The sequence below is a fragment of the Blastococcus sp. SYSU DS0510 genome, assembly GCF_054050835.1.
In genome coordinates this window covers 133,576-157,979 of sequence record NZ_JBJHAC010000004.1, presented here as the reverse complement: position 1 = coordinate 157,979, position 24,404 = coordinate 133,576, and the positions used below count along the sequence as shown (strand labels likewise).

The following is a 24,404-nucleotide window of genomic DNA, read 5'->3' as shown; positions in this document are numbered from 1 at the left end:
GCGTCCACAGCACTGCCCAGGAACTGGTGGCCGGATCTTTGCACAGGTTGGCCGTCCGGCCACTCGCCCGGCAGGCCGCCCGCCCGTCATGCTCTCCGCCGTGACCGCCCCCGCCCCGCCGCGCACGCACCGGATCCACCCGGCCTGGTGGGTCGCCGCGGTGACCTTCCTGGCGCTCGTCGGGGCCGCTGCGTTCCGCGCGGTGCCGGGCGTGCTCATCGACCCGCTGCGCGCGGAGTTCGGCTGGTCGGTCTCCACGATCTCGGCCGCGGTGGCGGTCAACATGGCGCTGTACGGGCTGACCGCTCCCTTCGCCGCCGCGCTGATGGAGCGCTTCGGCATCCGCCGGGTGGTCATGGCCGCGCTCGTCGTCGTCGCGCTCGGCAGCGGACTGACCGTGTTCATGACCGCGAGCTGGCAGCTGGTGCTGCTGTGGGGCGTGCTGGTCGGCCTGGGCTCGGGGTCCATGGCGCTGTCGCTGGTGGCCACGGTGACCGGCCGCTGGTTCGTCGCCCGCCGCGGCCTGGTCTCCGGCATCCTCACCGCCGGCGGCGCCGCCGGGCAGCTGGTGTTCCTGCCGCTGGTGGCCTGGATCGACTCCGCCTGGGGCTGGCGGGCGGCCTCCCTGGGGACGACGGCCGCCGCCCTCGCCGTCCTCCCGCTGGTGGCCTGGCTGCTCCGCGACCGGCCCCGCGACGTGGGCGCCGTCCCCTACGGCGGGACGGCGGCCGACGACGTCGAGCCCGTCCGCGCCGGGGCCGCCCGCGCCGCGGTGCAGGGGCTGGTGCTCGCGGCGAGGTCACGGCCGTTCTGGCTGCTGGCGGCCGGCTTCTTCATCTGCGGCATGTCGACCAACGGGCTGGTGCAGCCGCACTTCATCCCGGCCGCGCACGACCACGGCATGCCGGTGACGACGGCGGCCGGCCTGCTCGCCGTGGTCGGGCTCTTCGACATCGCCGGCACGATCTTCTCCGGCTGGCTCACCGACCGCGTCGACCCGCGGGTGCTGCTCCTGGCCTACTACGGCCTCCGCGGGCTGTCGCTGTTCGCGCTGCCCACCCTGTTCGGGCCGGAGCTGCACGTCAGCATGATGGCGTTCATCGTCTTCTACGGCCTGGACTGGGTGGCCACGGTGCCGCCCACGCTGGCGCTCTGCCGCGAGCACTTCGGCGCCCGCGCGCCCGTCGTCTTCGGCTGGGTCTTCGCCTCCCACCAGGTCGGCGCGGCGGTCGCGGCGTTCGGCGGGGGCGTGATCCGCGACCTCACCGGCTCCTACGACCTGGCCTGGCTCCTCGCCGGCGGGTTGTGCCTGCTGGCCGCGGCGGCGTCGATCTCCATCCGCCGGAACCTGCCCCCGCCCACTCCGACCGCGCTCCCGGCCGAGCGCGGGGAGGCCGCTGCCGCCCAGGCCCACGGGTGAGCGAGGGGCTCCTCCCTCACCGCGCCGCGTCCTCCCTCACCGCCGACCGCGAGGGAGGACGCGCCGGGATCAGGTCCCCTGATCCCGGCGCGGGACGGCGTCAGCGCGCCGTGGCGAGGACGGCCGCGGGGGAGCGGCCCAGGATCAGGTCGGCCGCCCGCTCGGCGATCATGATCGTCGGCGCGTTGGTGTTGCCGCGCACCAGCGTCGGCATGACCGAGGCGTCGACGACGCGCAGGCCCTCGATGCCGCGCACCCGCAGCTGCGGGTCGACCACGGCCATGTCGTCGGCGCCCATCCGGCAGGAGGAGACCGGGTGGTACAGCGACTCCAGGGTGTCGCGCACCGACTGCCGCAGCGCCTTCCGGCCGCGCACCGTCCCGCCCGGCGACCACTCCTCGGCGAGAACCGACGCGAGCGGTGCGGCCCGGGCGATCTCCCGCGCCTGCTCGACGCCGGACACCAGCGCGTCGAGGTCCCGCTCGTCGGTGAGGTAGCCGGCGTCGATGGCCGGCGCCCACGTCGGGTCGGCCGAGCGCAGCCGCACCGAGCCGCGCGAGTGCACGCGCACCAGCACGACGGCGGAGGTGAACGCCTCGGCGTCGGGGTCGACCTCCGCCTGCTTCCAGAACTTCACGGGCAGGAAGTGCATCTGCAGGTCCGGCTCGGCGAGCTGCGGGTTCGAGCGGGTGAAGAGGCCCGCCTCGGCGAGGTTCGAGGTGAGCGGGCCGCGGCCGGCCACCTTCCACCTCGCGAGGTTGACCGGCGTCTCGGCCAACCGCAGCGACCTCCCCGAGCGCACGTTCCAGACCACCGGCACGAGCGGGTGGTCCTGCAGGCCGGCGCCCACCCCCGGGAGGTCGTGGACGACGTCGACGCCGACCTCGCGCAGGTGGTCGGCCGGGCCGATCCCCGAGAGCATGAGCAGCTGCGGAGAGTTCACCGCGCCACCGGAGAGCACCACCTCGCGGGTGGCGCGCACCGTGCGCAGCTGCCCGCCCGCGCGGTACTCGACGCCGGTGGCGCGGCCGCCCTCGACCAGCACGCGGGTGGTCAGCGCCCCGGTCCGCACGGTGAGGTTGGGCCGGCTCGCGGCGGGGTGCAGGTAGGCATCGGCGGCCGACCAGCGGCGGCCGCGCTTCTGCGTCACCTGGTACCGGCCGACGCCCTCCTGCGCGGCGCCGTTGAAGTCGGCGTTGCGCGGGTAGCCGCTGGCCACCGCCGCCTCGACGACCGCCGTCGTCCACGGGTGGGGGGAGCGCAGGTCCTCCACGCGCAGCGGGCCGCCGACCCCGTGCCACTCGTCGGCGCCGCGGGCGTTGTCCTCCATCCGCTTGAACAGCGGGAGCACGCGGTCGTAGGACCAGGACGGGTCACCGGTCAGCTCGGCCCACTCGTCGTAGTCGGCGCGCGCCCCGCGGACGTAGATCATCGCGTTGATCGACGAGGAGCCGCCGAGCAGCTTGCCGCGGGGCCAGAAGAGCCTGCGGCCGCCGAGGCCCGGCTGCTGGTCGGTGGTGTAGTTCCAGTCGTGGCGGGTGCGCCAGACCTTGTAGAGCCCGGCCGGGATCTTCACCTCCAGCACGTCGTCGGTGCCGCCGGCCTCCAGCACGAGCACCCGCATCGTGGGGTCCTCGGAGAGCCGCCCGGCCACCGCGCTGCCGGCCGACCCGGCCCCGACGACGACGACGTCGTACTCGTCGGCCACGCGCACCTCGCCGCTCACCGGTGCCGCCCGTGCACCATGCCCATGACGCGGGCCATCGCGTCGGCGGCCTTCTCCGGCCGGCCGAAGCTCATCAGGTTGACCGGCAGCGCCACCCGCTGGCGGGTGATGGCCTTGGCGCGGGTGAACTCCTTCAGCCCGTCCTCGCCGTGGATGCGGCCGAAGCCGGAGTCGCCCACGCCGCCGAAGGGCAGTGCCGGCACCGACGCGAAGGTCAGCACCGAGTTGATCGACGTCATGCCGCTGCGCATCCGGCGGGCGAGGTCCATGGCCTTCTCCTTGGAGGCGGAGAAGACCGCGCCGGCCAGGCCGTACGTGGTGTCGTTGGCCCGCTGCAGGGCCTCCTCGGCGTCGCGCACCTTGGTGATGGTCAGCGTGGGGCCGAAGGTCTCCTCCGTGACCGCCGAGGAGTCCTCGGGGACGTCGAGCAGCACGGTCGGCGCGACGTAGCCCTCGGCGGGGAACGCGTCGGCGTCCGTGCCGCCGGTGATGACGCGGGCGCCCGCGGCCTCGGCGTCGGCGACGTGCCGGCGGACGACGTCGATCTGCGAGCGCATGGTCATCGGGCCATAGGTCGCCTCGCCGTCGGCACCGGGGCGCAGCGTGCGCACCTGGGCGGTGACGGCGTCGACGAAGCGGTCGTAGACCGCCTCGGTGGCGTAGACCCGCTCGATCCCGATGCAGGTCTGGCCGCCGTTGCTCATCGCGCCCCAGACGGCGGCGTCCGCGGCGGCGGCCACGTCGGCGTCGTCGTCGACGATCATCGCGTCCTTGCCGCCGAGCTCCATGAGCACCGGGGTGAGGGTCTCGGCGCAGGCGGCCATGACCTTCTTGCCGGTGGCCGCCGACCCGGTGAACGCGAGCTTGTCGACGGGCACGCGGCAGAGCGCCGCGCCGGTGGCGCCGTAGCCGGTGACGACCTGGAAGGCGTCCGCGCAGTCGGGGACGGCGGCCCGCCAGGCGGCGGCCAGCCACGCGCCGACGGCGGGGGTGTGCTCGGAGGGCTTGAAGACGACGGCGTTGCCGGCGGCGAGGGCGTAGGCGATCGAGCCCATCGGCGTGAACACCGGGTAGTTCCAGGGGCCGATGACACCGATGACGCCGAGCGGCTGGTACTCCAGGTAGGCGGCGTGGTTGGCCGCCAGCATCCCGGGGTTCACCCGGCGCGGGCCGAGGGCCTTGCGGGCGTGGCCGGCGGCCCAGGCGAGGTGGTCGACGGCGAGGCTGATCTCGAGGATCGCGTCGGCGTGCGGCTTGCCGTTCTCGCGGTGCACCAGGTCGGCGAGCTCGTGCATGCGCCGGGCGACGTAGCCGCGGTAGGCCGAGAGCCGCTGCTTGCGGCCGTCGAAACCCAGCCCCGCCCACTGCTGGGCGGCGACGCGGGCGCGGGCGACCGTCTCGCCGACGGCGGCCTCGTCGTGCACGGGGAAGACGCCGACGACCGCGCCGCTGGCCGGCGCCGTCGACTCGAAGGTCTCGGTGGTGGCGTGCCGGTCGACCGTTCCCGCGGCGGAGCCGGTGACCGTGTCCAGCTGATCGGCGAGCGACATGTGGCGCACGTTACCCGCGGGTCACAGACACCTGCGCAGGGGTTCGCCCGGTCGGGGACGACCGGTCAGCGGCCGTCCACCACGGCCCAGGCCGTCTTGGTGCCGGGCTCGGCGAACCAGCCGTGCGCGAGGGAGAGGTCGGCGACCAGGTACAGGCCGAAGCCGCCGAGCCCGGGATCGCGCCCCTGGGCCGGCGCCGGCACGACCTCGGCCGCCGAGTCGCGGACGGCGACCAGCCAGCGGTCCCCGTCGCGGCCGAGGACCGTCGCGACCGGGGCCCCGCCGTGCCGGAGGGCGTTGGAGGTGAGCTCGTCGGCGATCAGCACCAGCCGCTCGGACCAGTGGTCCCGCTCGGGGTGGGCGACGGTGCGGCTACCGGTCGTGGACTCCCGGAGACGGCTGCGCAGAGCGGCCAGCTCGCCCAGGGACGTGAGCTCCTGGCACCAGATCTCCGCGAACGGTCCCGGCGGTCGCGCGGCCTGCCACAGCGCCACCCGTCACCGCCTCTCCTCACCGGCTCCGCCGACCGGTCGTGGCGGCACCCTGCCCGTTCCGGGAAGGTGCGAACCCTCGTCTCACCCCGAAGAGGTGGCGGGGCCGACGGGCAGTGGGCGCCTAGGGTCCGGTGCATGGCCGCCACCGTTCCCGGGGACCCGGCGGACCCCTTCGGCACGGCCGGCCGGCGCCGCCGGGTGCTCGCCGCCTGGGCCGCCTCGCCGGCCCGCTTCCGCGAGGACGCCAACGCCGAGGAGGACCTCGTCCGGGGCGGCTACCGGGACCGGTTGCTGGTGGAGCTGGCGCAGAACGCCGCGGACGCCGCGCTCCGGGCCGGGGTGCCCGGCCGGCTGCGCCTGCGGCTGGCCGGGGAGGAGCTGCGCGCCGCCAACACCGGCGCGCCGCTGGACGACGGCGGGGTGCAGGGCCTGGCCACGCTGCGCGCGTCGGCGAAGCGGGACGACGCCGCGGCGGTCGGCCGCTTCGGGGTGGGCTTCGCCGCGGTGCTCGCGGTGAGCGACGAGCCGGCGGTGCTCTCCCGCACCGGCGGCGTCCGGTTCAGCGCCGAGGGCACGCGGGCCGAGGTCGCGGCGCTGCCCGCGCTCGCCCCCGAGCTGGCCCGCCGGGACGGCGCCGTGCCGGTGCTGCGGCTGCCCTGGCCGGCCGCCGGCGCGCCTCCCGAGGGCTTCGACACCGAGGTGGTGCTCCCGCTGCGCCCGGGCGCGCGGGCGGGCGTCGCCGCGGCCCTCCGCGCCCTGCGGGCGGAGCTGCTGCTGGCGCTGCCGGGGCTGGCGGCGGTGGAGGTGGTGGCCGACGGGGACCGCCGCGTGCTCACCCGGGAGGGGGCGGAGCCGGAGGTGCGGCTCGCCGAGGACGGCGTGCCGACGCGGTGGGCGATGGCCGAGCGGACGGGCGAGCTCCCGGCGGAGCTGCTGGCCGGCCGCCCCGTGGAGGAGCGCGGGCGCCGGGCCTGGACGGTGACGTGGGCGGTGCCGATCGACGACGACGGCCGGCCGCGGCCTCTGCCCGGTCCGCAGGTGGTGCACGCCCCGACGCCCGGCGACGAGCCGCTGTCCCTGCCGCTGCGGCTGATCGCCCCCTTCCCGCTCGGCCCCGACCGGCGGCACGTGCTCCCCGGCCCGGTCACCGACCTGCTGGTGGCCGAGGCCGTCCAGGCGCTGGTGGAGCTCGTCGCGCGCCTGCCCGCCGACCCCGCGCTGCTGGCGCTGGTCCCGCGCCCCGCGCTGGCCGGCGCCGCGCTGGACGCCGCGCTGACCGCGGCCGCCCTGGAGCGGCTGGGCCGCACCGCGTGGCTGCCGGTCGCCGGGGAGCCCGGCGAGCGCCGGCCGCCGTCCCGCGCCGTGGTGCTGGAGGACGCCACCGAGGAGCGGGTCGCCGCGCTCACCGGCGTGCTGCCCGGGCTGCTGCCGGCCGCCTGGTCGCGGCGCACCGACCTGCCGGTGCTGGGCGCGCTCGGCGTCCGCCGGGCGGGCCTGGCCGACGTCGTCGAGGCGGTGCGCCAGGTCGCCCGCCCGGCCGCGTGGTGGGCGGAGCTCTACGCCGCCTTCGCTGACGCCGACCGCGAGGAGCTCGCGGCGCTGCCGGTGCCGCTGGCCGACGGGCGCACGGCGCACGGCCCCGCCGGGGTGCTGCTGCCCGAGCCCGGCCTGCCGGTGGAGCGGCTGGCGGCGCTGCCCGTGCGGCTGGCCGACCCCGCGGCGGTGGCTCCCCGGGCGGCGCGCCGCCTGCTCGAGCGCCTGGGCGCGCGTCCGGCGACGGCGGAGGCGGTGCTCACCGACCCCGCGGTGCGGACGGCGGTGGAGGGCTCGCTGGAGGCCGCCGACGAGGGCGCCGCCGACGCGCCCCACCCCGACGACCTGGCCGACGCGGTGCTCGCCCTGGTCGCCGCCGCGCCGGAGGCGGCCGGAGCCCCCTGGTTGGCCGAGCTGGCGCTGCCCGACGCCGACGGCGGGTACGCGCCGGCGGGGGAGCTGCTGGCACCGGGGTCGCCGCTCGCCGACGTGCTGGCCGAGGGTGCGCTGGGCGTGCTCGACCCGGGGTTCGCCGCGGCCGCGGACGCCGGGGCGCTGCGCGCGGTCGGCGTCCTCGACGGCTTCGCGCTCGTGCGCGCCGACGACCCCGACGACCTCGACGTGGACGGCGCCGACGAGTGGGCCGACGCCGTGCTCGACCGGCTGCCCGGCCACGCCCCGCCGGTGTGGCCGCCGCTGGTGGCCGTCCGCGACCTGGAGCTGGTGGCCGACTGGCCCGGGGCGCTGGCGCTGCTCGCCGCGGGGCCGGCAGAGGCGTGGGCCGACGTCGTCGTCGGCGGGGAGACGGTGCCGGGGTATCTGCGCTGGTGGCTGCTGACCCACCCGGTCCTCGACGGGCGCCGGCCCGGGCGGCTGGCGCACCCCGGCAGCACCGAGCTGCGTGGCCTCTACGACCCGGCGCCGGGCGACGAGCCGTTGCTCGGACTGCTGCGCCCGCCGGCCGTGCTGGGCGACGTGCTCGCCGACCCCGACGACGCCCGCGACCTGCTCCGCCGGCTGGGCGACCCGGCGCGCACCGTGCCGCCCGCGGTGCTCCGCACGGTGCACGCCCGGCTGGCCGCCGCACTCGACGGGTTCGACGTCGAGCCACCGGACCGGGTGCGCGTCGCACCGGACCGGGTGGCCGAGCGCGCGGTGGTGCTGGAGGCGCCCCACCTGCTGCCGCTCGTGGACCTGCCGGTCGTGCCCGCCGGCGGTGCGCCCGAGGCGGTGGCCGACCTGCTGGACCTCCCGCTGGCCGGCGAGCTCGTGGGCGAGCCACGGGTGACCAGCCGGCCGCTGCGCCGGCTGGAGTGGGCGGAGGTGCCGGGCGCCGCGCTGGCCGCCGCACGCCTCGGCCGCGCCGCGCTCCCCGGCGCGGTGGCGGTGCACGAGCGGCTCACCGTCGACGGTCGCCCGGCGGCGTGGTGGCCCGGCGAGGACGTCGACCACGTGGACGGGTCGCCCGGCGCGCTCGGGCGGGCCCTGGCCTGGCGGACCGGCGCGTGGGGGCTGCGCCAGGCGCTGGCCGAGGCGTTCGCCGACCCCGACCGCGCCCTCGACCTGGCGGCCGAGGACGCGGTGGGGATCCGTCAGGAACCCCAGCGGGGGATGGCGGCCGCGCCGGGCGCGTGACCGTGCGTGGCCGGCCGGCCGCCACCCCGCTGCCTGCCCGCCCCGGCTGCCCCGGGCGCCGGGGCCACCGACCGCCAGCAGCGGAACAGCGACAACCACCGGTCGGCGGTCAGCGCCGTCGGGCGGGCGGTGGGCGCCAGGCCCTCCTGGCGCAGCCACCGGACGCCGGCCGTCCCGGGCAGCTGCGCCCGCAGCAGCGGGCCCAGCGGGGCCGACGGCGAGGCGAGGACGGCGTGGGCGAGTCGGTCGAAGTCGGCGGTCTCGCTCTCGGGGAGCGCGGCGCGCGCCTCGGCGGCCGGACCGGTGGGACGAGGGGTGCTGCGCGGCACGGGTGCCTCCGGGAGGGTGCGGTGGGGAGCGCCCCGCGGGCACGACGGGGCCCGGGGCGGGGGCGCAGGGGAGCGGGCGCCCGGGAAGGACCGGGCGCGGACGACGGGCGGGGGAACCGGCCCGCGGCGCGTCAGCTCAGGAGGTGCGCAGGCGCACGGAGTACCGCATGGGGTGGGACGCTAGGCCGGAGCCGCCCGGGCGTCGAACTCTTTACCGGGAGGCGTCGCGCGCGGCTCTCCGCGCCTGGTGGGCCTCCCAGCGGGCGCGGTCCCGCGCGCGGGCGTCGGCGTTGCGCTCCCACTTCTCCTTGCGGCGCCGCGCGCGGGCGAGCTCGCGCTCCTCGAACGTCGCGTGGGACTCCCAGTCCGCCGCCGCTGCGGCCATGGCGAGCAGGGTGAGCGCGCCGATGGCGACCGCCGCGGCGAGAACCGGGTCCAGCACGGCGAACGCGCCCACCGAGACCGCCAGCGCGACGAGCCCGCCCACGATCAGCAGCGGGGACGGGCGGCGGGACGAGGGGCGCGGCTCGGTCACCGGACCAGTATCCGTCGCCGCGCGGGGCCGGCGGCGGAGCGCCCCGCGGCCGGCGCCGCGCACGCCCGGTGACCTGCAACGCGACCCTTGCGCCGCGACCCCGCGATGCCTACGGTCGGAGCTGCGGTTCAGCAGCAGCCGTGAACCCAGTGCTGGTCGTCGTGTCGTTCGCGTCCGCAGGCTCACTGGTCCGGTTCTCGCCCGAGAGGCAAACCCGTGACCGCATCCTCGCTCGACCGTTCGCTCACCGGATCCGCTGCGATCCCCGCCGGGACGGACGTCCTCCCGGCCGCCCCCCTCACCCTCGAGGTGGCGGGCTCCGCTTCCCTGCCCCGCCTCACCGTCTCCGGTGAGGTCGACTGCACCTCCGCCCCGCAGGTCGGCGCCGTGCTCGACGAGCTCGTCGACGCCGCGCCGCGGGAGGTCGTGGTCGACCTGACCGCCGTCACCTTCCTCGACTCGGCCGGGCTGTGCACCCTCGCCGTCGCCCACCGCAAGGCACTGGCCGGCGGCGGGCGGCTCCGGATCCTCGCCGCCACCCGCGCGGTCATCCGGCCGCTGCAGATCACCGGTCTGTGGGACCTGCTCGGCGGAGAGCGGGTCGGCACCGCCGCCTCCTGACCCCTCGCCGCACCGCCTCGCGGGGGTCGGGGGCGCGCCGCCGTCGCCCGAGGGGCAGACTCGGAACCCAGGCCGGGGGCCGGACCGGGTTCCCCGAGCGGACGAACGAGGAGGACCACCGTGCGCGATGCGGTCATCTGCGAGCCCCTGCGGACGCCGGTCGGCGGGTTCGGGGGCTCGCTGCGCGACGTCCCCGTCCAGGAGCTGGCGGCGACGGTGATCCGGGCGCTCGTGGAGCGCACCGGCCTGCCGCCCGAGTCGGTGGACGACGTCCTGCTGGGCCACTGCTACCCGACGATGGACGCGCCGGCCCTCGGCCGGGTCGCCGCCCTCGACGCCGGCCTGCCGGTGACGGCCTCGGGCATCCAGGTCGACCGCCGCTGCGGCTCGGGCCTCCAGGCGGTCATCTACGCCGCCCTGCAGGTGCAGTCCGGCGCCTCCGACGTCGTCCTGGCCGGTGGCGCGGAGTCGATGAGCAACGCGCCCTTCTACTCCACCGCCATGCGCTGGGGCGTCAAGCCCGGGCCCGGCGTGCTCCTCGAGGACGGGCTCGCCCGCGGCCGGGTCACCGCCGGCGGGCAGAACCACCCCGTGCCCGGCGGCATGCTGGAGACCGCGGAGAACCTCCGGCGCGACTACGGCATCGGCCGGCAGGAGCAGGACGAGTACGCCGTCCGCAGCCACCAGCGGGCCGCGGCCGCCACCGCCGAGGGCCGGTTCGCCGACGAGATCGTGCCGGTCACGGTGAAGGGCCGCAAGGGCGACACCGTCGTCGACCGCGACGAGCACATCCGCCCCGACTCGAGCGTCGAGACCCTCGCCAAGCTCCGCCCGATCCTGGGCAAGAACGATCCGGACGCCACCGTCACCGCGGGCAACGCCTCCGGGCAGAACGACGGCGCCGCGGTCGCCATCGTCACGACCCCGGAGAAGGCCGCCGAGCTGGGCCTGCGCCCGCTGGCGCGGCTGGTCAGCTTCGGGGTGGGCGGGGTGCCGCCGAAGACCATGGGCATCGGCCCGGTCCCGGCCACCGCCAAGGCGCTCGCCCAGGCCGACCTGAAGCTCTCCGACGTCGACCTGATCGAGCTCAACGAGGCCTTCGCCAGCCAGGTGCTCGCCGTCGCCAAGGAGTGGGGCTTCACCGACTCCGACTGGGAGCGCACCAACGTCAACGGCTCGGGCATCTCCCTGGGCCACCCGGTGGGCGCGACCGGCGGCCGGATCCTCGCCACGCTGCTGCGCGAGATGGACCGCCGCGACGCCCGCTACGGCCTGGAGACGATGTGCATCGGCGGCGGTCAGGGCCTGGCCGCGCTGTTCGAGCGGGTGTGAACAAGGACCCCGCTGCCCCCCACCACTCGCACGCTCGCGGCGGGCCCCTGCAGCGGGGCCGCCCCCACCCACCTCTTGCAAGGAGCCTGTATGTCTGAGTCCTCGCCCCGCGTCGCGATCGTCACCGGCGCCGCCCGCGGCATCGGCGCCGCGACCGCCCTGCGGCTGGCCCAGGACGGCTTCGCCGTCGCGGTGATCGACCTGAAGGAGGACGACGCCCGCGGCACCGTCGAGGCGATCGAGGCCGCCGGCGGCCGGGGGCTGGCCGTGGGGGCCGACGTCGGCGACGCCGAGCAGGTGCAGGCGGCCGTCGACCGGATCGCCGCGGAGCTCGGGCCGCCGGTGGTGCTGGTGAACAACGCCGGGGTCACCCGGGACAACCTGCTGTTCAAGATGAGCGACGCCGACTGGGACATCGTCATGCACGTGCACCTGCGCGGCTCGTTCCTCATGACCCGCGCCGCCCAGAAGCACATGATCGACCAGAAGTGGGGCCGGATCGTCAACCTGTCCAGCACTTCTGCGCTGGGCAACCGGGGGCAGGCCAACTACGCCACCGCGAAGGCCGGCCTGCAGGGCTTCACCAAGACCCTCGCGATCGAGCTCGGCAAGTTCGGCGTCACCGCCAACTGCATCGCCCCGGGCTTCATCCAGACGGAGATGACCAAGGCGACCGCCGAACGGATCGGCGAGGAGTGGGAGTCCTACGTGCAGAAGCGCGCGGCCGCCATCCCGGTGGCGCGCGCCGGTGTGCCCGACGACATCGCGCACACCGTGTCCTTCTTCGTCAGCGAGGGCGCGGGGTTCGTCTCGGGTCAGGTCGTCTACGTCGCGGGCGGCCCGAAGGTCTAGGACGAGGGGTCGCGGTCGGGGTAGCGCGCGCGGGTGAGGGCGTAGACCCCGAACGCGGCGAACCCGGCCGCGACCCCGCCGAGCAGCCACGGTCCGGCGCCCACGCCCGCGATCGCCGTCATCGCCCCGTCCAGCCCGGTGGCGGTCGAGACGTCGTGCGAGGTGGCCGCCCGCCACAGCAGGACGCCGACCAGCGCGAACGCCACCCCCTTCGCCAGGTAGCCGACCCGGCCGAGCACCTCGATCACCGGTTCCCAGCGGTCGGGGGCGGCCGCCAGGTCGATGTCCCGCATGAAGCCGCCGGTGCAGCCCCGGACGAAGACGTAGGCACCGACGGCGACGACCCCGGCCGCGACCGCGCCGACCAGCAACGCGCCGCCGGGGATCGCCAGCGTCTCGCCGGTGAGGTCGCGCAGCCGCTCGTCGGCCTCGTAGTCGAACCCGAGGGCGAACAGCAGGGCGGTGACGCCGAGGACGCCGTACACCGCCCCCTTGGCCAGGCACTTGGCGCAGACGACGGCGGTGCGCACCCGGTGGTCGCCGTCCAGCAGGCCGTGCCACCAGAGCAGCACCTCGGCGGCCTGCCACACGGCCAGCGACAGCATGCCCAGGCCGATGGCGACCAGCAGCAGCCGGCCGCCGGGCCCGCCGGCGACGACGAGGAGCGCGCCGGTCTGATCGGCGTCGGCGCCGCGCAGGCCCATCGCCATGCGCAGCGCGAGCACCGCGATGAGCAGGTGCATGGCCCCGTAGGCGATCAGGCCGGCGCGGGCCAGGTGCACGAGCACCGGGTGGTCGGTGACCCGGCGGATGCCGACGACGACGTCGTGCAGACGACGAAGGACCCCGCTTCCCCCCAGCACTCGCGAGCTCGTGGCGGGACCCCGGAGCGGGGCCGTCACGTGCGCTCGGGGTACCGGGCGCGGACGAAGCAGTAGGCGCCGAATGCGGCGATCCCGACGGCGATCAGCGTCAGCAGCACCGGCCCGGCGGGTGCGGTGAGCACGGTCTGCAGGGCGCCGTCCAGGCCGGCGGCCTTGTCGGGGTCGACGGTGACCGCCGCCCAGACCAGCAGCCCGCCGACCAGCCCGAGGGCGACCCCCTTCGCGGGGAAGCCGACCTGGCCGAGCCGGGTGACCAGCCGCCGGGCCGAGGAGGAGCAGTCGGTGAGGTCGATCTCCTTGAGGAACCGCTTGGTGACGCCCTTGTGCACCAGGTAGATCGCGACGGCCACGACGGCCAGCCCCGCCGCGCCGACCAGCCAGCGGCCGGCGGGCCAGCCGAAGACGCCCGCGGTGGCCTGCTGCTGCTGGGCCCCGCCGCTGGACTGCCCGCCTCCCGTGGCGAACCGGATGGCGAGCACGGCGAGGGCGGCGTAGACGACCGCCTTGGCCGCCGCCTTCACCGTCTTCTCCACCGCCCGCTTGCGGGCGTCGCCCGACGCCGACCAGCCGTGCCGCCACCGGAGGATCTCGGCGGCCTGCCAGAGCGCCAGCGCGAACAACCCCACCGCGAGCACCCACAGCAGCGGCTTGCCCAGCGGCTGCTGGGCGAGCGTGGCCAGCGCCCCCGACTGGTCGGCCTCCTGCCCGGCTCGGCCCCACGCCAGCTGAAGCGCCAGCCAGGCGATGAGCACGTGCACGAGCCCGTAGGCGATCAGCCCGATGCGGGCCAGGTGCTCGAGACCGTCGCTGTTCCCGGCCCGCCCGGCCGCACCGGCGGCCGACCGGGCACTGCCCTGCACGCTCATGGTGGTGCCTTCCTGATCTCGGTCCCGGCCGCGGGGGCGCGGAGATGATCAGCGTGGCACGGCGCACGTCCCGGTGCCTCCCCACCGGGCGCGCGGCGTGAGGGACACTGGGCGGGTGGCGAACGGAACCGGAATCCTCTCGGCCGGCACGGTCAGCGCGGCGACCCCGGAGGTCGCCCGCCGCACCTGGCCCCGGTGGCTGGCCCTGGGCGTGGCCATGATCGCCGTCGCGGTGGTCGCCGTGATCTGGGACGCCGGCGCCCGCCTGCTCCTCGGTTCCCTCGGGGCGTTCCTGGCCGCGCGCGGCACGGTGCTGCTGCGCGGTGCCCGCTCGGGTGCGCTCCCCGGCGAGGTCGCCGGGCGGGCGCGGTCGCTCGGCAGCGTCGCCGTCGTGGCGGGTGCCGCGGCTCTCGTCGTCGCCGTCGCCTCGGCCTCGCTGTCCGCGACGGTCCTCCTCGTCGGCGTCCCGCTGCTGCTGCTGGTCACCTCCCTCGGCCTGCTGGGCCGGGGCGGGGCGGCGCGGCGCGGCGGCCTGGCGCTGCTGGTGTGGACGCTGCTGGTCACCGCCCTGCTGGTGGTCACGGGTGTGGTCCAGGGCTTCGACCGGGCCGCCGACGTCGCCACCGTGGTGGCCGCGCTGGCCGTCGCGGTGCTCGGGGTGCCGCTGCTCGTCGGCGCGGCGAACCTGCGCACGGTGGCCGCCACGCCCGCCCCGGCGCCGGCCGGCGGCGGCTGCGGCGGGTGCGCCTGCGGCGCCGGCGGCTGCGGGGCCTGACCGGAGCGCATGGTCGGCGGGCCCTGGGTATGGGCCCGCCCGTGAGCGGACACGTCTTCGTCGCCGGGGCGGACCTGACGAGGCTGTCGTGCGACGACGTCCTGGTGCCCACCGACCGCGCGCTGCGGGTGGCCCGCGGCTGGTGCTCCCTGCTGCCCGACGAGCTGATCACCGACCGGGGGGCCGACGGCGACTGCATCGCCCTGTCCTGGTCGGGGGACGAGCGGGTGATCGAGGTGCCCGGCGACGGCCCGCGGCGCGCGTGGCTGGTCGACACCGTCGACGGGGGCGCCGACGGCACGGGGAGCCACGGCCTGTCGTGGCTGCTCGACGGAGCGCGCGAGGCGCTGGCCGCGGTCGCCCGGCGGGAGGTGCGCCGGCCGGTGCACGAGCGCGCGCGGCGGCTGGTCGGGCTGCCGGCGCTGGGCACCGGCTGGGGCGGCGCCGCCGGCGAGCGCGGGGCGCTGCTGCAGCAGCTGCTGCCGGTGCTGCGCGAGGCCGCCGACGAGCACGGCTTCGACGTCGCCCTCGTGCTGCGCCGGCCCAGCGACCTCGCCGCCGCCCAGCGCGTGCGGCGCGGCGAGGAGGGCGGCTGGGACCTGCCCGCGCACCTGCGGGAGCTCGCCGTGGACCTGGGTGAGCGGGCCCGCCGGGGGCAGCTGGCGCTCTTCATCGGCGCGGGGGTCAGCGCGGCGGCGGGGCTGCCCACCTGGGAGCAGCTGGTCGACGAGCTGGCGACCCGGTCGGGCCTGGACGACGCGCTGCGCGCAGGGCTCTCCCGGCTGCCGGCGCAGGACTCGGCGGCGCTGCTGGCCCGCGAGCTGGGGTCGGCGGAGCTGGCGGCGTTCGTCGAGGAGCGCTTCGGCCCGGGGCCCTACGCCTTGGCGCACGCGTTGATCGCCGACCTCCCCGTGCAGGAGTTCGTCACCACCAACTACGACCCGCTGGTGGAGCTGGCCGCCGGTGACATCGGCCGGCAGGTGACGGTGCTGCCGCACGAGGAGGCCCGGCCGGGGGCGCCGTGGCTGCTCAAGCTGCACGGCGACGCCGCCCACCCGGAGAGCGTGGTGCTGACGCGCGAGGAGTACCTGCAGTTCGGCAACACCGGCGCCGCGCTGGCCGGGGTGCTGCACTCGCTGCTGCTCACCCGGCACGTGCTGTTCGTCGGCACCTCCATGCTCGACGACGATCTGATCCGGATCGCCCACCAGGTGCGCACCGCGCTGCAGACGCAGGGCCCGGGGATCGCCCGGCGCACCGGGACGGTGCTCGCGCTGCGGGAGGACCCGGCCCGCGCCCGGCTGTGGGAGCAGGACGTCGAGACGGTGGCGATGAGCCCCGCGGACGGATCGCCCGCCGAGGCCGCGCGCCGGCTGGAGGTGCTGCTGGACCTCATCGGCTGCCTCTCCACGCCGCCCACCGGCTACCTGCTCGACCCGGCGTACCGCGGGCTGCTCAACGACGAGGAGCGGGCGCTGGCCGAGGCGCTGGCCGGCGTCGCGGAGGCGCTGCCCGAGGACGCCTCCTCCACGGTCGGGCAGGAGGTCGCCGACCTGCTGCGCCGGCTGGGCCACGGCAGCTCGGCCGCCGACGGGGAGGACCCGCCCGCGGACGTCGCCACCCGCCCCCGTGACGACCGGACCCAGGAGCAGCGACCGGGTTGAGCGGTTGCCCGCCTGCGCGGATGGGCACGGCACCGTCCATGCCTCGTCTGGAGAACAGCCTGAAACTGCTGTCCAAGGGCTACGCCTGGCTGCCCGACGAGCGCCGGCGGGCCGGCAGGCACGCGGTGGGGGTGCGGCTCGGTGGCATGCCCGCGGTCGGCATCGAGGGCCCCGACGCGGCGCGCTACCTCTACGACGAGGACCACGTGCGCCGCGCGCACGCCATCCCCGAGCCGGTGCAGGGGACGCTCTTCGGCAAGGGGGCGGTGCACACGCTCGACGGTGAGATGCACCGGGTGCGCAAGGCGATGTTCGTCGCCCTGCTCATGCGCGAGGACGGCATCGCGTCGCTCGTGGAGCGCACCACGGCCGCCTGGGACGCCGCGGTGCCGGAGTGGTCCCGCCGTCCCGAGATCGTGCTGTTCGACGAGTCGAGCCGCGTGCTGGCCGGCTCCGTGGCGCGCTGGGCCGGCCTGCCGGTGCGCGACGACGAGGTGCGCGACCTCGCGCGCGACCTGGTGGCGTTGGTCGACGGCTTCGCCACCGGGGGCCCCCGCCACTTCCGGGCCCGCCGGGCCCGCGGCCGCCGGGAGAGGTGGCTGACGCAGCTGGTCCAGGACGTGCGGAGCGGGCGGACCCGGGTCGAGGAGGGGTCGGCGGTCGACGTGGTGTCGGGGCACCGGGACGCCGACGGCACCCAGCTCCCGGCGAACGTGGCGGCGGTGGAGCTGCTCAACATCATCCGCCCGACGACGGCGGTCGCCTGGTTCATGGCCTTCTCGGGTCACGCGCTGATCCGCTGGCCGGGCAACCGGGAGAAGCTGGCGAGCGGCGACCCGGCGTTCGCCGAGGCGTGGGCGCACGAGGTGCGGCGGTTCTACCCGTTCGCGCCCTTCATCGGCGGCCGGTCGCCGGCGCGCAGGGAGTTCGACGGCGTGGAGATCCCGGAGAACGCCATGGTGCTGCTCGACCTGTACGGGCAGAACCACGACCCGGCGCTCTGGGACAGCCCGTACGCCTTCCGGCCCGAGCGGTTCCTCGACCGCGAGATCGGTCAGTGGGAGCTGGTGCCGCAGGGCGGGGGGGACCCGCGCACGAACCACCGCTGCCCGGGCGAGCAGATCACCGTCGCGCTGCTCTCGGCGCTCGCCGCCCGCCTGGCGCGGCTGGACTACGAGGTGCCCGAGCAGGACCTCACCATCGCGCTGCACCGCATCCCGGCCAAGCCGAGGAGCGGCGTGCGGCTGCGGGTGCGCGGCGGGGCCTGAGGTACTTCTCCGGCGGGCAGTCGCTCTCTGCCCCGCCGGCGTGGGCAGAGCGGGACTGCCGCCGGACCGGCACCCGGCCGGCCGGTCAGCAGGGGTCGAGCCGCTTGAGCTCCGGGGGCAGCTCGTCGGCGTGCACCACGCCGAGCCGCTGGGTGGCCCGGGTGAGCGCGACGTAGAGGTCGTTGTGGCCGCGCACGCCCTCGGTGAGGATCCCGACCGGGTCGCCGACGAGCACCGAGTCGAACTCCAGGCCCTTGCTGCCTTCAGGGGTGAGCACCACGGGGCCGGCGGTCAGGTCGCCGTCCGCGGACGCCGCGGGGACCCGGGCGCGCACGGCGGCGGTGACGGCGGCCAGCCGGCTGCGCGGCACGACCACGCCGAGGGTGCCCTCCTCACGGTCGAGCTCGGCCGCGGCCTCGGCGACGGCGCCCACCAGCTCCTCCTCGGTGACCGCGCGCGCCCACGGCCGCTCACCGGTGGAGCGCACCGACCGGCCGGCCGTGGTGGCGGCCCCTCCGGCGGCGAGCACGTCCGCGGCGACGTCCATGATCTCCGCGGGTGTGCGGTAGTTGACGGTGAGCTCCTCCAGGCGCCAGCCCCGCAGGTCCCGCGGCCCGAGCGCGGGCTCGAGCACCTCCGCCCAGCTGCTGGCGCCGGCGGCCGAGCCGGTCTGCGCCACGTCGCCGACCAGGGTCATCGACCGGGTGGGGCAGCGGCGCAGCAGCACCCGCCAGGCCATGGCCGAGAGCTCCTGCGCCTCGTCGACGATGACGTGCCCGTAGGTCCAGGTGCGGTCCGCGGCGGCGCGCTGCGCCGTCGACCGGCTGTCCCGCTCCTCCTGGCGCTCGGCGAGGCCCTCCGCGTCCAGGAGGTCGCCGGCGGAGAGCTCCTCGGACTCCTCCTCGGTCTCCCAGTCGGTCGAGCGGGAGCCGTGCAGCAGGTCGAGGGTCTCCTGCGCGTGCCGCAGCCGGCGCTGCCGCTCCCGGCGGGCCGCTGCCCGCTCGGCGCTGTCGTCGACCCCGAGCAGCTCGTCGGCCTCCTCGAGGAGGGGCACGTCGGCCGGCGTCCAGGGCGCCGACGGCGGCCGCAGCAGCAGCTCGCGGTCGGCCTCGGACCAGCCGCGGGTGGCCGCCACGATGCGCCGGCGGTCGGCGAAGAGGTCGCGCAGCAGGCGCTCGGCGGTGAGCCGGGGCCACAGCCGCTCGACGAGGGCGTGCACCGCGGGCTCGGCGGCGACCTCCTGGCGCAGCGCAGCGAGATCCCCCTGGCCGAGGAGGTTCCCGCCGTCCAGGACGTCGGCGCCGAGCTTGTCGGCGTACTTGCCGGCGACCAGGTCGATGACCGCGCGCACGAACGCCGGCCGGGCCTCGTTGTGCAGCCGGGAGACGGACCGGGCGCGGCTGCGGGCGCGGGCGGCGTCGGCCTTGGTGAAGCGCAGCGGCGTCCCGTCGACGGTCAGCGCGACGGGCCCGTCGAGAACCGCCTGGCGGTTGCGGACCGCCGCGGTGACGACGTCGACCATCGCCAGCCGTCCCTTGACCTCGGCGACCTCCGGCGCCTCGGCCGCGTGCGCCTGCACCCCCGGGCGCAGCCCGCCCATGTCGGCGAGCACCACCCCGGTCTCCCCGAGGGAGGGGAGCACGTCGGCGATGTAGCCGAGGAAGGTGGGGGAGGGGCCGACGATGAGCAGGCCGCTGCGGGCCAGCCGCTCGCGGTGGGTGTAGAGCAGGTAGGCCGCGCGGTGCAGGGCGACGGCGGTCTTGCCGGTGCCGGGGCCGCCCTGGACGACCAGGACGCCGCGGTGGTCGGCCCGGATGATGCGGTCCTGCTCGGCCTGAATGGTGCGGACGATGTCGTTCATCCGCCCCGTGCGGTTGGCGTTGAGCGCCGCCAGCAGCACCGACTCGCCGGCCAACCCGGAGCGCTGGGCGAGGTCGGGGTCGGAGAGGTCGAGGGTCTCGTCGGTGACGCCGACGACGGTGCGCCCGCGGGTGCGGATGTGCCGGCGGCGCCGGACCCCGAGGTCGTGCAGGGGCGTGGCGGTGTAGAACGGCTGCGCCGCCGGGGCGCGCCAGTCGACCAGCAGGGGCTCCTCGCGGCCGTCCTCGGCGTTCAGGCCGATCCGGCCGACGTACCGCGGGACGTCGCTGCCGTGCCGGTCGAGGCGGCCGAAGCAGAGCCCGCTGTCGGCCGCGTCGAGCGCCACGATCCGCTGGGCGTACATCTCGACCGCGGCCTCGCGCTCGCCGACGGCCTGCGGGTTGTGCGGCACGGTCGCCAGGGCTTCGTCGAGCCGGGCGACCGTGCGGGCGCGCACCTCGTCGAGCCGGCCGTGCAGCCCGCTGACGTAGGTCTGCTCCGCCGCGATCTCGGCGTCGAGGGACCCGTCGGCACGAACTGTCGTCACGCTCTCCGCCTTCTCGTCGCGGTGGTGGTGCACGTCCTGTGCGTCGTGCCGTTCAGGGCAACTCCTCATTCTGCGCCCGACCAGGGCGGAAGCGCACCGTGCCGCGCGCACCGGCGCCCCGCGGAGAGGCTTGCGGCAGCGGGCGCCGCCGCGGGGCCGGCGGACGTGGGGCAGGCCAGATTAGTTCGCGCTCCATCGCAACTCTGTGGACACCTCCACGTCACATCGGCCTCCTAGCGTCGTCGGCACGACGACGAGGGGAGGGCCAGCGATGAGCACGGCGACGAAGGAGCGGACCACCTGGGTCTGCGACAACTGCCACGGGCGCGAGATGAGCGCCCGGAAGCGCTGCCGCGACTGCGGGACGTCCCGCTATTGAGCGGGTAGCGGTTCAGGCGGCGGGCGGGGCGCCGCGCAGCCGGACGACGGCGGCGCGGTAGCGGCCCCCGCCGTAGAGCCGCCAGGCGAGCCGCGTGCCGCGCGGGACGCCGTCGAGCATGCGGGCGCGGTCGGCCGCGCTGCAGTCCTCGAGGGCCAGCCCCAGCACGAGCAGCCGCTGCCGCGTGGAGAGCCCGCAGCGCGCGGTGCGCACCACGGACGCCCACCCGGCGTCGGTCAGGTGGGCGTCGAGCAGCGGGAGGAGGGTCGCCTCCTCCTCGGCGGTCTGCGCCTCGACGTCGTCGGCCAGCCGCCGGCAGGCGCGGGCGAAGGTCTCCCGGGCCCGGCCGCTGCCCGAGCAGGCCCACTGGCGGGCCGCGGTGTCCAGGTCGCGCAGCGCGGCGTCGATGCCCGTGCACAAGGCGGTCCAGGTGGCGACGGCGGCGGTCACGGCGGGGAGGGCGGACTCCGGCGCGCTGCGCAGCAGCGCGGGCCAGACGGCGTCCCGCTCGACGGCGTGGTGGTGCAGCAGCAGCCGGGCCACGAGCCCGGCGTGGGAGGTGAGCACCCCGGTGCGGGCGCACTCGCCGTCGGGCGCCCAGGTGGCGACGTCGGCCAGCGTGCGCAGCTCGCGGCGCACGAGCTGGTGCAGCACCCGCTGGTAGTCCGCGGCCCGGCCGGAGGAGGGGGCGGTCGCGGCGGGGGGCGCCGGCTCGGCCGGGCGCCGCGGGTGCGGGACGGTGGGGGGAAGGACCGCGGTAGCGGTCATGGCGCGCACCTCGTTCAGCGGCTCGGGCCGGTGCTCCGGGATCGGCCGGAGCGCAGGATGCCGCGGAGGGTAGGGCCGCCCGGGACGGCGTCGACAGCCGTTTTCCGGGCGGGGCACGCGGTCCGGCGGCCGTACGGCGGCGCGCGGCACTCCGTCGTCCCGAGGTCACCCGGGGTGACCGGCGGTGCGGCGGATCAGGGCGGAACGGTTCCGCAGCGATCGCGCGGATCGACCACGGCGGGCGTCGGTTCCACTACGGTCGGGTCCGTGGGGAGCGTCGTCACACGGAACCGGGTGAACGTCAGCGGCCTGCCCGACGGGCGGCCGATGGTGTTCGCGCACGGCTTCGGCTGCGACCAGACGCTGTGGCGGCTCGTCGCCCCGGACTTCGCCGTCGACCACCGCGTGGTGCTCTTCGACCACGTCGGATCGGGGCAGTCGGACCTCTCGGCGTACGACCCCGAGAAGTACGACTCGCTCGACGGGTACGCCTCCGACGTCGTCGAGATCCTCTGCGAGCTCGGCCTCACCGACGTCGTCTTCGTCGGTCACTCGGTGAGCGCCATGATCGGCGTGCTGGCCTACCACCGGGCGCCGGAGGTGTTCGGCGCGATGGTCATGGTGGGCCCCAGCCCGCGGTACGTCGACGACGAGGGCTACGTCGGCGGGTTCAGCCGCAGCGACGTCGCCGGCCTGCTCGACGCGCTCGACAGCAACCACCTGGGCTGGTCGGCGCAGATGGCCCCGGTGATCATGGGCAACCCGGACCGGCCGGAGCTGGCCGAGGAGCTCACCAACAGCTTCTGCCGGACCGCCCCGCACATCGCACGGCAGTTCGCGCGGGTCACCTTCCTGTCGGACAACCGCGACGACCTGCACGGCATCGAGCTGCCCACGCTGGTGCTGCAGTGCAGCGCCGACGCGATCGCCCCCGACACCGTCGGTGAGTACGTGCACCGGCAGATCCCCGGCAGCGTGCTCGTGCGCATGCGGGCCAGCGGTCACGTGCCGCAGCTGTCCGCGCCGGAGGAGACGACGGCCGCCATCCGCGAATTCCTGACGCCGTGACCGCCTCGGACGGCGTCCGGTGACCGGCCCGGAGGACAGGGGCAGCCCGCTGGACCGCCTGCTCGACGAGGACCCGGCCGACCTCTACGAGAACGCGCCGATGGGGTACCTCTCCGCGCTGCCCGACGGGCGGATCGTGAAGGTCAACCGCACCTTCTGCGCGTGGACCGGCCGGGCGCCGGAGGAGCTGCGCGACCACCGGTTCCAGGACCTGCTGAGCGTCGGGGGCCGGGTCTTCTACAACACCCACCTGGTGCCGCTCCTGCGCATGCAGGGCGCGGTGCGCGAGATCGCCATCGACGTCACCCGGATCGACGGCACGCTGCTGCCCTGCCTGCTCAACGCCGTCGAGGTGCGCGACGAGGACGGTGCCCCGCTGCTGGTGCGGGCGACGCTGTTCGAGGCGACGGCGCGGCGCCGCTACGAGCGGGAGCTGCTGGCGGCGCAGCGGCTGGCGGAGGAGTCCGAGGCCCGGTCGCGGGTGGTGCAGAAGGTCGTATTCGACCTCGCGGCCGCGGCGACGCCCGAGGACGTGGCGACGGTGATCGTGCAGCGCGGGCGCGCGGCGCTGCGGGCCAGCGGGGCGGCGCTGGTGCTGGTAGAGGGCGAGGCGGACGCCGAGGAGCTGCCGGTCCTGCGGCCGGTGCGCTCGGAGGGGGTGTCGCGCGAGCTGCTGCGGCGGCTGCGGGACGCGGCCGGTGGGCGGCTGGCCCTGGAGCTGGCGCAGGGGTTGCGGTCGATCGTGCTGGACGCCCGGCTGCGGACCGACCAGCCGGAGCTCGCGACGACGATGGCGGCCGACGGGCTGACCGACCTCGTCGTCGTCCCGGTGTCGGCGGACTCCAAGCGGCTGGGGGTGCTCGTGCTGGCGCGCGGCGCGGCGGCCCGCGGCCACCTGATCAGCCTGGAGGAGCCGGGGGAGCACCGGCCGCTGAGCCCGGCCGAGGTGGACCTGCTGTGGACGCTCGGCCGGCAGGCCGGGCAGGCGCTGGAGCGGGTGCGGCTGCACGAGCAGACCCGCCAGCAGGGCGAGCGCGCGGCGTTCCTGCTCGAGGCGGCGCGGCTGATGAGCGAGGCCCGGGACGTGACCGAGACGGTGCACCGGCTGGCCGGGCTGGTGGTGTCCCGGCTGGCCGACGTCTGCGTGATCGACATGGTCACCGAGCAGGGGCTGCACCAGCCGGTGGCGCGGCACCGCGACCCCGGCCGCCAGCCGGTGCTGGACCGGCTGCGCGGCAACCACCCGCCCGCGCGGTCCCCGCAGCACCCCTCGGTGCGCGCGCTGCGCGAGGGCCGGACCCAGTGGATCCGCGACCTGGACGAGGCGCGGGCGGTGCTCGACGCGGTCGCTCCCGACGACGCGTTCCGGGAGGTGGTCGCGCACCTGGAGCTGGTCGGTGTGGTCGGCGTGCCGATGATCGTGGACGGCCGGCGGCTGGGCGTGGTGACGTTCGGGGCCGACCGGGACCGGGCGCCGTTCACCGCCGCCGACGTCGAGGTGGCCGAGCAGCTGGCCCTCCAGCTGTCGCAGGTGGTCGACAAAGCGCTGCGCCTGGAGTTCGAGGAGCGGACCTCGCACACGCTGCAGGCCAGCCTGCTGCCGCCGTCGCCCCCGGACATCCCGGCGCTGTCGACGGCCGTGCGGTACCTGGCGGCGACGCAGGGCGTGGACGTCGGCGGCGACTTCTACGACGTCGTCCGGCTGCCCGGTGACCAGGTCGGGCTGACGGTCGGGGACGTCGTCGGCCACGACATCACGGCCGCGGCGACGATGGGGCAGCTGCGCAGCGTGACCCGCGCGATGTCGGCCGACCGGCCCTCGCCGGCCGTGCTGATCGAGCGGCTGCAGCAGAACTGGGACCTGTTCGAGCTGCAGCGGATGGCGACGGCCCTGTTCGCGACGCTGGACCCGGCGTCGGGCGAGCTGCGGATCGCCTCTGCCGGGCACCTGCCGCCGCTGCTGTGCGCGGACGGCCGGGCGGAGCTGCTCCCGGTCCGGCCGACCCGCATGCTCGGTGCGCCGCCGGCGCCCGCCGAGGAGTGGTCGGGGGTGCTGCCGGAGGGGGCGGCGCTGGTGCTGTTCACCGACGGGCTGGTGGAGAGCCGGGGCGCCGACATCGACGCGGGGCTGGCCCGGCTGGTCGAGGTGGCGGGGCGGGCGTGGGCGGGCGACCCCGAGCAGCTGTGCGACCGGCTGCTGGGCGAGCTGACCGGGGCGCACCGGGCCGACGACATCGCCCTGCTGGCGCTGACCCGCACCTGACACGCGGGTCACCACCTTCCGGACACCGCGGTTTC

General features: G+C 76.6%; 19 protein-coding genes. 10 read left to right on the top strand and 9 right to left on the bottom strand.

The window, feature by feature from the left end; genetic code table 11:
• Positions 1-100: 100 nt before the first annotated feature.
• The gene (locus ACI79P_RS05105; RefSeq protein WP_456579945.1) at positions 101-1,420 is read left to right on the top strand and encodes an MFS transporter; all 1,320 of its coding nucleotides are present in this window, start codon (positions 101-103) and stop codon (positions 1,418-1,420) included.
• A gap of 100 nt (positions 1,421-1,520) precedes the next feature.
• On the opposite strand, the gene ACI79P_RS05100 is transcribed toward ACI79P_RS05105, so the two are convergent.
• The 3 genes from ACI79P_RS05100 to ACI79P_RS05090 all read right to left on the bottom strand — a co-directional run bounded on the left by ACI79P_RS05100 (position 1,521) and on the right by ACI79P_RS05090 (position 5,190).
• The gene (locus ACI79P_RS05100; RefSeq protein ID WP_456579944.1) at positions 1,521-3,146 is read right to left on the bottom strand and encodes a GMC family oxidoreductase; all 1,626 of its coding nucleotides are present in this window, start codon (positions 3,144-3,146) and stop codon (positions 1,521-1,523) included.
• On the bottom strand, positions 3,143-4,696 hold the full coding sequence (locus ACI79P_RS05095; RefSeq protein WP_456579943.1) for an aldehyde dehydrogenase family protein: 1,554 nt from the start codon (positions 4,694-4,696) through the stop codon (positions 3,143-3,145). Before ACI79P_RS05095 ends, ACI79P_RS05100 begins: the two co-directional genes overlap by 4 nt.
• Before the next feature lie 65 nt (positions 4,697-4,761).
• Positions 4,762-5,190 carry an ATP-binding protein gene (locus ACI79P_RS05090; protein WP_456579942.1) on the bottom strand — a complete coding sequence of 143 codons (429 nt, stop codon included), beginning with the start codon at positions 5,188-5,190 and terminating at the stop codon, positions 4,762-4,764.
• 135 nt (positions 5,191-5,325) lie between these two features.
• Between ACI79P_RS05090 and ACI79P_RS05085 the strand changes: the two genes are divergently transcribed.
• On the top strand, positions 5,326-8,358 hold the full coding sequence (locus ACI79P_RS05085) for a sacsin N-terminal ATP-binding-like domain-containing protein (RefSeq protein ID WP_456579941.1): 3,033 nt from the start codon (positions 5,326-5,328) through the stop codon (positions 8,356-8,358).
• On the opposite strand, the gene ACI79P_RS05080 is transcribed toward ACI79P_RS05085, so the two are convergent.
• A complete protein-coding gene (locus tag ACI79P_RS05080; RefSeq protein WP_456579940.1) occupies positions 8,316-8,687 on the bottom strand; it encodes a hypothetical protein in 372 nt (123 codons plus the stop codon). The genes ACI79P_RS05085 and ACI79P_RS05080 overlap by 43 nt on opposite strands.
• 211 nt (positions 8,688-8,898) lie before the next feature.
• Positions 8,899-9,222: a hypothetical protein gene (locus tag ACI79P_RS05075; RefSeq protein WP_456579939.1), complete on the bottom strand. Its 324-nt coding sequence runs from the start codon at positions 9,220-9,222 to the stop codon at positions 8,899-8,901.
• Between the two features lie 216 nt (positions 9,223-9,438).
• On the opposite strand from ACI79P_RS05075, the gene ACI79P_RS05070 reads away from it, so the two are divergent.
• The 3 genes from ACI79P_RS05070 to fabG all read left to right on the top strand — a co-directional run bounded on the left by ACI79P_RS05070 (position 9,439) and on the right by fabG (position 12,027).
• Positions 9,439-9,843 (top strand): STAS domain-containing protein, encoded by a 405-nt coding sequence (locus tag ACI79P_RS05070; protein ID WP_456579938.1) that lies wholly within the window; start codon positions 9,439-9,441, stop codon positions 9,841-9,843.
• 120 nt (positions 9,844-9,963) lie between these two features.
• Positions 9,964-11,175 (top strand): acetyl-CoA C-acetyltransferase, encoded by a 1,212-nt coding sequence (locus tag ACI79P_RS05065; protein WP_456579937.1) that lies wholly within the window; start codon positions 9,964-9,966, stop codon positions 11,173-11,175.
• A 90-nt stretch (positions 11,176-11,265) separates the two neighbouring features.
• The gene (gene fabG / locus ACI79P_RS05060; protein ID WP_456579936.1) at positions 11,266-12,027 is read left to right on the top strand and encodes a 3-oxoacyl-ACP reductase FabG; all 762 of its coding nucleotides are present in this window, start codon (positions 11,266-11,268) and stop codon (positions 12,025-12,027) included.
• Here the strand turns inward: fabG and ACI79P_RS05055 are convergent.
• Both ACI79P_RS05055 and ACI79P_RS05050 read right to left on the bottom strand, forming a co-directional pair.
• On the bottom strand, positions 12,024-12,890 hold the full coding sequence (locus ACI79P_RS05055; protein ID WP_456579935.1) for a DUF1206 domain-containing protein: 867 nt from the start codon (positions 12,888-12,890) through the stop codon (positions 12,024-12,026). The two genes, fabG and ACI79P_RS05055, sit on opposite strands and share 4 nt — an antisense overlap.
• Before the next feature lie 35 nt (positions 12,891-12,925).
• Positions 12,926-13,777, bottom strand: coding sequence for a DUF1206 domain-containing protein (locus ACI79P_RS05050; protein ID WP_456579934.1), 852 nt, complete (start codon positions 13,775-13,777; stop codon positions 12,926-12,928).
• Positions 13,778-13,892: 115 nt separating this feature from the next.
• Between ACI79P_RS05050 and ACI79P_RS05045 the strand changes: the two genes are divergently transcribed.
• Genes ACI79P_RS05045 through ACI79P_RS05035 form a run of 3 tightly spaced genes read left to right on the top strand, consistent with a single transcriptional unit; the run spans position 13,893 to position 17,484 of the window.
• On the top strand, positions 13,893-14,552 hold the full coding sequence (locus ACI79P_RS05045; protein ID WP_456579933.1) for a hypothetical protein: 660 nt from the start codon (positions 13,893-13,895) through the stop codon (positions 14,550-14,552).
• A gap of 41 nt (positions 14,553-14,593) precedes the next feature.
• Positions 14,594-16,216: an SIR2 family protein gene (locus ACI79P_RS05040; protein ID WP_456579932.1), complete on the top strand. Its 1,623-nt coding sequence runs from the start codon at positions 14,594-14,596 to the stop codon at positions 16,214-16,216.
• Positions 16,217-16,254: 38 nt separating this feature from the next.
• Positions 16,255-17,484 carry a cytochrome P450 gene (locus ACI79P_RS05035; RefSeq protein ID WP_456579931.1) on the top strand — a complete coding sequence of 410 codons (1,230 nt, stop codon included), beginning with the start codon at positions 16,255-16,257 and terminating at the stop codon, positions 17,482-17,484.
• A gap of 85 nt (positions 17,485-17,569) precedes the next feature.
• On the opposite strand, the gene ACI79P_RS05030 is transcribed toward ACI79P_RS05035, so the two are convergent.
• Positions 17,570-19,891 (bottom strand): HelD family protein, encoded by a 2,322-nt coding sequence (locus ACI79P_RS05030; protein WP_456579930.1) that lies wholly within the window; start codon positions 19,889-19,891, stop codon positions 17,570-17,572.
• 391 nt (positions 19,892-20,282) lie between these two features.
• Positions 20,283-21,038, bottom strand: a complete 756-nt coding sequence (locus ACI79P_RS05025; protein WP_456579929.1) for a hemerythrin domain-containing protein — start codon at positions 21,036-21,038, stop codon at positions 20,283-20,285.
• A 267-nt stretch (positions 21,039-21,305) separates the two neighbouring features.
• On the opposite strand from ACI79P_RS05025, the gene ACI79P_RS05020 reads away from it, so the two are divergent.
• On the top strand, positions 21,306-22,106 hold the full coding sequence (locus ACI79P_RS05020; RefSeq protein ID WP_456579928.1) for an alpha/beta fold hydrolase: 801 nt from the start codon (positions 21,306-21,308) through the stop codon (positions 22,104-22,106).
• A 19-nt stretch (positions 22,107-22,125) separates the two neighbouring features.
• Positions 22,126-24,369 carry a SpoIIE family protein phosphatase gene (locus ACI79P_RS05015; protein WP_456579927.1) on the top strand — a complete coding sequence of 748 codons (2,244 nt, stop codon included), beginning with the start codon at positions 22,126-22,128 and terminating at the stop codon, positions 24,367-24,369.
• Positions 24,370-24,404: the final 35 nt, after the last annotated feature.